Raw genomic sequence first — 8,081 nt, 5'->3', positions numbered from 1 at the left:
GGCGCGCTCGCCGCCCCCGCCTGGCGGCCGGCCGGGCGGCCGCTGCTCACCCACGGTGTGCAGAGCGGTGACGTGACCGCCGACTCGGCGCTGGTCTGGACCCGCGCGGACCGGCCCGGCCGGATGCTGGTGGAGTTGAGCCGCCGGCCCGACCTGCGCGGGGCGCGCGTGGTGCGCGGGCCGGTGCTCGACCCGAGCGGCGACTTCACCGGCCGGGTCCGGTTGCGCGGCCTGCCGGCCGGCGAGCGGCTGTACTACCGGGTCCGGGTGGAGAGCCTGGACCGGCCCGGCCTGTGCAGCGATCCGCTGGCCGGCTCGTTCGCCACCGCGCCGGGGCGGCACCAGCGCCGGGACGTGCGGTTCGTCTGGACCGGGGACATCGTGGGGCAGGGCTGGGGGATCAGCCCGGACTTCGACGGCCTGGCCATCTTCCGGTCGATGCGCGAGCGCCGTCCCGACTTCTTCCTGTGCAGCGGCGACACCGTGTACGCCGACGGCCCGCTCACCGAGACCGTCACGCTGCCCGACGGCCGGATCTGGCGCAACCTGGTCACTCCGGAGAAGAGCAAGGTCGCCGAGACCCTGGCCGAGTACCGGGGGCAGTTCGCGTACAACCTGCTCGACGAGCACCTGCGGGCGTTCGCCGCCGAGGTGCCCCAGGTGAACCAGTGGGACGACCACGAGGTGCTGAACAACTGGTACCCGGGGGAGATCCTCGTCGACGACCGGTACGCCGAGAAGCGGGTCGACGTGCTCGCCGCGCGGGCCCGGCAGGCGTTCCACGAGTGGCTGCCGGTCGCCGCCGGCGGCCCGCTGTACCGCAAGCTGTCGTACGGGCCGCTGCTGGACGTCTTCGTCCTCGACATGCGCACGTACAAGGACCCGAACGACGGCAACACGTACGCCGACCCGGGTCGCGGCCTGCTCGGGCGGGAGCAGCGGGAGTGGCTGGTCCGCGAGCTGACCCGGTCGACGGCGACCTGGAAGGTGATCGCCAACGACCTGCCGATCGGCCTCGTGGTGCCGGACGGCCCGGGCGCGCAGGAGGGTGTCGCGCAGGGCGACCCGGGCGCGCCGGCCGGTCGCGAGCGGGAGTTCGCCGAGGTGCTGCGGGCCGTGCACCGGGCCGGGGTGACCGGGCTCGTGTTCCTCACCGCCGACGTGCACTACACCGCGGCCCACCACTACGACCCGGCCCGGGCGGCGTTCGGCGAGTTCACCCCGTTCTGGGAGTTCGTCTCCGGCCCGGCCCACGCCGGCGCGTTCGGCCCGAACGCCCTGGACGGCACCTTCGGCCCGCAGGCCGTCTTCGTCCACGCCCCGCCCCGCGCCAACACCTCCCCGGCGGAGGGCTTCCAGCACTTCGGGGAGGTCGAGATCGACGGCGGGACGGCCGCCCTGACGGTGAACCTCCGCGACCGCACCGGCACGGCCCTCTGGACCACGACCCTCCCGGCCCCCACCCGGTAGGTCGATCATGAGGTTGACGGCGACGACGATCCCGGCTGTCGCCGTCAACCTCATGATCACCGGGGCGGGGCGATACTCGGGGGCGGGACGGGCGGCGGGTCGAGTACGCTTGTGGGCACACAGGCGACGACCCGGCAATCACCGGTGAGCCTCCGGAAGAACGGCCGGGTGACCGGCTCAGTAGAACCGGACGGGACGGCCCGTCACAGCCGACCAACGAGCGGGCGGTCGCACCTTGACCGTCAAGCGGGGTGGTACCGCGGGCCACCCGGGGGCGCCGACACGGCCAACCCGGAGAAGCTCGTCCTCGCAGACCCACCGACGAGTGAGCTGCGCGAGGAGAGCGACCCCCGATGGCCTATCCGTTGCACGACCCGACCGCCGGCGGCGTCCCGGCGAGCCCGGACCTGCCCGCGGTCGAGCGCCGGGTCCTGGAGCACTGGACGGCCGACAAGACCTTCGAGGCGTCGGTCGAGGCCCGTCCCGCCGGAGAGGACGGGAAGAACGAGTTCGTCTTCTACGACGGCCCGCCCTTCGCCAACGGCCTGCCGCACTACGGCCACCTCTTCACCGGGTACGTGAAGGACGTGGTGCCGCGCTACCAGACCATGCGCGGCCGGCACGTCGAGCGCCGGTTCGGCTGGGACTGCCACGGCCTGCCGGCCGAGGTGGTGGCCGAGAAGCAGCTCGGCATCACCACCAAGGCGGAGATCCTCGACCTCGGCGTGGCCCGGTTCAACGAGGCCTGCCGCACCTCGGTGCTGGAGTTCACCCAGGACTGGGAGCGGTACGTCACCCGGCAGGCCCGCTGGGTCGACTTCGCCAACGACTACAAGACGCTCGACCTGGACTACATGGAGAGCGTCATGTGGGCCTTCCGGACCCTGCACGACAAGGGTCTGGTCTACGAGGGCTTCCGGGTGCTGGCGTACTGCTGGCGGTGCGAGACCCCGCTGTCGAACACCGAGACCCGGATGGACGACGTCTACAAGGACCGGCACGACCCCACGCTGACCGTGTGGTTCGAGCTGACCGCGGACGAGTCGGCCCCCGAGCCGGTGCGCGGCCCGGTGCGGCTCGGCGTCTGGACCACCACGCCGTGGACGCTGCCGTCGAACCTCGCCCTCGCCGTCGGCCCCGACATCGAGTACGCCGTGCTGGAGCGCGACGGGCAGAGCCACGTCGTCGGCGCGGCGCGGCTGAGCGCGTACGCCAAGGAGCTGGAGGGGTACGAGCAGGTCGGCACGGTGTACGGCCGCGACCTGGTCGGGCGCCGCTACACCCCGCTCTACGACTTCCTGGTCGAGCAGGCCGGCGAGAACGCATACCAGGTGCTCGGCGCGGAGTTCGTCACCACCGAGGACGGCACCGGGATCGTCCACCTGGCCCCGGCCTTCGGCGAGGACGACCAGAACACCTGCAACGCGGCCGGCATCCCGACCGTCGTCACGGTCGACGACCACACCCGGTTCACCGGGCTGGTCCCGCCGTACCAGGGCGAGCAGGTGTTCGACGTGAACAAGCCGGTGATCCGGGAGCTGAAGGAGCGGGGGGTGGTGCTCCGGCAGGACACCTACACCCACTCCTACCCGCACTGCTGGCGCTGCGACACGCCGCTGGTCTACAAGGCGGTCTCCTCCTGGTTCGTGGCGGTCACCCGGTTCAAGGACCGGATGGTCGAGCTGAACCAGCAGATCAACTGGACGCCCGGGCACATCAAGGACGGCTCGTTCGGCAAGTGGCTGGCCAACGCCCGGGACTGGTCGATCAGCCGGAACCGGTTCTGGGGCTCGCCGATCCCGGTGTGGAAGTCCGACGACCCGAACTACCCCCGGGTGGACGTGTACGGCTCACTGGCCGACCTGGAGCGGGACTTCGGCGTACGCCTGACCGACCTGCACCGGCCGGCGGTGGACGACCTGGTCCGCCCCAACCCGGACGACCCGACCGGCAAGTCGATGATGCGCCGGGTGCCGGAGGTGCTGGACTGCTGGTTCGAGTCCGGCTCGATGCCCTTCGCTCAGGTGCACTACCCGTTCGAGAACCGCGAGTGGTTCGAGCACCACTACCCGGGTGACTTCATCGTCGAGTACATCGGACAGACCCGCGGCTGGTTCTACACCATGCACGTGCTGGCCACCGCGCTGTTCGACCGGCCGGCGTTCCGCAACTGCCTGAGCCACGGCATCCTGCTCGGCTCCGACGGACGCAAGATGTCCAAGAGCCTGCGCAACTACCCGGACGTCTACCACGTCTTCGACTCGTACGGGTCGGACGCGATGCGCTGGATGCTGATGTCCTCGCCGGTGCTGCGCGGCGGCGACATGGCGGTGACCGAGGGGAACATCCGTGACTCGGTGCGCCAGGTGCTGCTGCCGCTCTGGAACGTCTGGTACTTCTTCTCGCTCTACGCCAACGCGGACGGGTACACCGCCCGCCGGCGGACCGACTCGACGCACCTGCTCGACCGGTACGTGCTGGCGAAGACGAACGAGCTGGTGTCGACGGCCCAGGCGCAGCTCGACGCGTACGACATCTCGGGCGCCTGCGCCACCGTCCGGTCCTACCTGGACGCGCTGACCAACTGGTACGTGCGCCGGTCCCGGGACCGGTTCTGGGCGGGCGACGCGGACGCGTTCGACACGCTCTGGACGGTGCTGGAGACGCTCTGCCGGGTGGTGGCGCCGCTGGCGCCGCTGACCGCGGAGGAGATCTGGCGCGGCCTCACCGGCGAGCGGTCGGTGCACCTGACCGACTGGCCGTCGGCGGAGGAGTTCCCGGCCGACCACGACCTGGTGGCCGCCATGGACAACGTCCGGGCGGTCGCCTCGGCGGCGCTGTCGCTGCGCAAGGCCAAGGGGCTGCGGGTCCGGCTGCCGCTGTCGAAGCTGACCGTGGCCTCCCCGGTCGCAGCCCAGCTGCGGCCCTTCGCCGACCTGGTCGCCGACGAGGTCAACGTGAAGGCGGTGGAGGTCACCGACGAGGTGTCCGCCTACTGCCAGCAGGTGCTGACCGTGGTGCCCCGGGCGCTCGGCCCCCGGGTCGGCAAGTCGGTCCAGCAGGTGATCAAGGCGGTCAAGGCGGGGGAGTGGAAGCTGGTCGACGGCGCCCCGGTCGCCGCCGGGATCACCCTCGCCGAGGGTGAGTACGAGCTGCGCCTGGTCGCGGCCGACGCCGAGCACTCCGCGCCGCTGCCCGGCGGCGAGGGCGTGGTCGTGCTGGACACCGAGGTCACCCCGGAACTGGCCGCCGAGGGGCTGGCCCGGGACGTGGTCCGGGTGGTGCAGCAGGCCCGCCGGGACGCCGACCTCGACGTCTCGGACCGGATCGTGGTGGCCGTCTCCGCCTCGGAGGAGGTCCGCGCGGCGGTCGCCGCGTACACCGACTTCGTGGCCCGGGAGGTGCTGGCCGACACGGTCGACTTCGTCGAGGGCGTCGACGGCTTCGCCGGCGAGGTCGGCGAGGGCGAGCGGGTGACGGTGGCCGTCCGGCGGGTATGAGTTTCGGACGGCGGGTCCGGCGGCGTCCGCGCCGCCGGACCACCCCGCGGACGGCTGACCACCCGATCCGCCGGATGCCGACCCGTCCGCTACCGTGACAGCGCCTGCTCACGTACGACCGCCGGAGGACCCGTGCCCCTGCTCTACACCATCGGCAAGCTCACCGTGGCGCCCACGCTCCGGTTGGCCTTCCGTCCGCACGTGGAGGGGTTGGAGCACATCCCGGCGACCGGCGGCGCGATCTTCGCGGGCAACCACCTCTCCGTGGCCGACGAGCTGCTGCTCGGCACGGTGGTGCCCCGGCACCTGGCCTTCTGGGCCAAGTCGGAGTACTTCAAGGGCACCGGCGTGAAGGGCGCGTTCTCCAAGTTCGTGCTCACCGGGCTGGGCGCCATCCCGGTCGAGCGGGCCGGCGGCCGGGCGGCGCTGTCCGCGTTCGACGCCGCCATCCCGGTGCTCAAGGCCGGCGACCTGGTGGCCGTCTACCCGGAGGGGACCCGGTCCCCCGACGGCCGGCTCTACCGGGGGCGGACCGGCGCCGCGCGGCTGGCGGTGGCCGCCGGAGTGCCGATCATCCCGGTGGGCGTGACCGGCACCGACAAGGCGCAGCCGATCGGCACGCGGGTGCCGCGGCCGGGCCGGGCGGTGATCACCATCCGGTTCGGCAAGCCGCTCGACTTCACCGGCCGGTCCGACGACCGGACGTCGCTGCGGGAGATGACCGACGAGCTGATGGCCGAGATCCAGAAGCTCACCGGCCAGGAGTACGTGCCGCGCTACGCGCCGAAGCGCGCCGAGCCCACCACCGACCCGACCGCCTGAGGCGTCACGGCGGGTCGCTGCCGCGCCGCTTCTCCTGGGCCACCACCGCGTCCAGGTCGCTGAGGCGGCTCAGCTGCTTCATGGTCCGCGCCATCCGTGCGCTCGCCGGGATCCGGCTGCGGTTGCCGGCCAGGAACGCCCAGTGGCCGGCGGTGAACGGGCAGGCGTCCTCGCCGAGGCGCTGGCGCGGGTCGTAGCGGCAGCCGCCGCAGTAGTCGCTCATCCGGTTGATGTACGCGCCCCCGGCGACGTACGGCTTGGTGGTCGTCCGGCCCAGGTCGGCGTGCTGGCTCGTGCCGACCACGTTGCCGGTCATCACCCACTCGTAGCCGTCCACGAACCGGGTGTGGAACCACTCGACCAGCTCCGCCGGGCGCCAGCCGCGCTGGAGGGCGTAGTTGCCGAGCACCATGAGCCGCGCGCTGTGGTGCACCCAGGCCCGGTCGCGGACGCCGGTGAGCACGTCCTGGAGGCAGCGCGCGTCGACCGCGTCCGCGTCCAGGTCGCGCCACCAGTCCGGCAGGGAACGGCGGGCGCCCAGCTCGTTGCTGTCCCGCCCGCCCTTCCCGAAGTACCAGTAGGTGTGCCAGATGTAGTCCCGCCAGCCCATCACCTGCCGGACGAAGCCCTCCACCGCGGCCAGCGGCGCGCCCTGCCGCCGGTACGCCTGCTCGGCGCCCCGGACCGCCGCCACGGGGTCCAGCAGGCCCAGGTTGAACGAGGACGACAGCAGGCTGTGCGCCAGCCACGGGTCGGTGGAGAGCATGGCGTCCTCGTACCGGCCGGACGCGGCGAGCCGGTGCCGGAGGAAGTGCCGCAGCCGGGCCGTGGCCTCCCGGGCGGTGGCCGGGAAGCGGCGCGGCCCGTCCCGTCCGGTGAACCGGATGCCCTCCCGCGCCCAGCGGTCCAGGTCGGCCCGGACCTCCGCGTCGATGTCGTCCTCCTTCGGCATCGGCGGGGCCGGCACGTCGAGCCTGCCGTCCTTCGGCGGCGGCTCGCGGTTCTCGGTGTCGAAGCTCCACCGGCCGCCGGCCGGGTCGCGGCCGTCCAGCAGCACCCCGTGGTGCTCCCGGGCGAACCGGTAGAACGCCTCCATCCGCAGCGCGCCCCGCCGGCCGTCGGCCCAGTCGGCGAAGTCCTCCAGGCTGGTCACGTAGCCCCGGGCCGGCAGCACGGTGACCCGGTCCAGCTCCCGGACGAACTCCAGCGCCCGCCGCGACGTCGGGTGGCACACCTCCAGCGGCTCGCGGACCCGGCTGAGGGCCTGCCCGTACGTCTCGCCGCGCAGGAAGATCGCCTGGTCGCCCAGCTCGGCGGCGCGGTGCCGGAGCGCGGAGAGGATCAGGTGGGCCTTCTGCCGGTGGTAGACCCGGCGCCGGAAGACCGCCTTGGACTCGATGAGGAGAACCGGCTGCTTCGGCTCGTCGAGGAAGTGCGGCCCCAGCTGGTCAGCGAAGAGCCAACGCCGCGACATGTCCCGATTGTCGCCCCTCGGGCCGGTCCGGCCCGGAAGGAAGACGGAACCTTTACGTGTTCGATACTTTGCGAACGGTGACGACCGCTCAGGACTGCTTGGGGATCACGACCTGTTCGCGCAGGTCGTTCAGCAGCCGGCCGCTGTCGTCCAGGGACAGCCGGGTGAAGACGCCGGTGGCCAGGCTGCCGTGGTCGACCGAGGTGCACACCACCACCGTGTCGCCGTCGGCCCGGCCGACCGCGCAGCGCTCGTACCGGCCCCGGACGCCGGTCTCCACCGGCACCGACGGCTTGAGGGCGTACCGGTCGGCGAGGCGGTCCAGTTCGGCCTCCGCGTCCGACTCCGGGCTCAGCCGGAACCCGGTGCCGCCGAAGAGGGTGACCCGCTTGCCGTCGGTCGTGGTGTAGATGCCGGCGAAGGTGTCCTCGGCGAGCAGGTGCGACTGGCGTACCTGCGACTTCAGCTCCTCGGCGGCGGCCTGGCTGCGCTCGTCCTGGCGCAGCCGCAGCGAGCCGAGCTGGTCGGGCAGGCTCGCGCGGGCCGGGTACTGGGCGGAGAGCGGCTGGGCCCACCAGAGCGGTACGCCGCAGCAGCAGGCGACGGTGAGCAGCAGCACCCAGGGCCAGCGGCGCCGGCGGCGGACCGGCACGGCCACGTACCCCTTGGGCGGCTGCCACCCGGGCGGCGCGGTGACCGCCGGCGGGGTCTTCCCGCGGCGCTGCTTCGGCGGCGTGGGCCGGGGCGTCGGGACCGGCGGCGACACCGGCCGGGCGACCGCCGCCGGCGGCGGCGGGGCCGGTACCGGGCGGGCG

Annotated in this window: 4 protein-coding genes and 1 pseudogene; 3 read left to right on the top strand and 2 right to left on the bottom strand. The window is 72.9% G+C overall.

All coding sequences use genetic code 11. The annotated features are described in order from the left end of the window. The 3 genes from B0E53_RS30345 to B0E53_RS30335 all read left to right on the top strand — a co-directional run. A partial coding sequence (locus tag B0E53_RS30345) for an alkaline phosphatase D family protein (RefSeq protein ID WP_246835678.1) occupies positions 1-1,470 on the top strand: 1,470 nt, incomplete at its 5' end. 353 nt (positions 1,471-1,823) lie between these two features. Further along, the gene (gene ileS, locus B0E53_RS30340) at positions 1,824-4,970 is read left to right on the top strand and encodes an isoleucine--tRNA ligase (RefSeq protein ID WP_107079127.1); all 3,147 of its coding nucleotides are present in this window, start codon (positions 1,824-1,826) and stop codon (positions 4,968-4,970) included. A 132-nt stretch (positions 4,971-5,102) separates the two neighbouring features. Further along, a complete protein-coding gene (locus B0E53_RS30335) occupies positions 5,103-5,792 on the top strand; it encodes a lysophospholipid acyltransferase family protein (protein WP_107079126.1) in 690 nt (229 codons plus the stop codon). A gap of 4 nt (positions 5,793-5,796) precedes the next feature. On the opposite strand, the gene B0E53_RS30330 is transcribed toward B0E53_RS30335, so the two are convergent. Together B0E53_RS30330 and B0E53_RS30325 are read right to left on the bottom strand one after the other, a co-directional pair. Beyond that, positions 5,797-7,266: a cryptochrome/photolyase family protein gene (locus B0E53_RS30330; protein WP_107079125.1), complete on the bottom strand. Its 1,470-nt coding sequence runs from the start codon at positions 7,264-7,266 to the stop codon at positions 5,797-5,799. Positions 7,267-7,354: 88 nt separating this feature from the next. Further along, positions 7,355-8,081: pseudogene (locus B0E53_RS30325) on the bottom strand (hypothetical protein); the annotation flags it as partial.

Origin of the sequence: Micromonospora sp. MH33, assembly GCF_003013775.1 — a bacterium.
Classification (GTDB): Bacteria; Actinomycetota; Actinomycetes; order Mycobacteriales; family Micromonosporaceae; genus Micromonospora; species Micromonospora fulviviridis.
The sequence above is the reverse complement of the archived record's forward strand: the minus strand, read 5'-3'. Positions and strand labels throughout refer to the sequence as shown.

Coding starts and splice junctions, on each gene's coding strand:
- ileS (WP_107079127.1), top strand. CDS start 1,824: ATGGCCTATCCGTTGCACGACCCGACCGCCGGCGGCGTCCCGGCGAGC.
- B0E53_RS30330 (WP_107079125.1), bottom strand. CDS start 7,266: ATGTCGCGGCGTTGGCTCTTCGCTGACCAGCTGGGGCCGCACTTCCTC.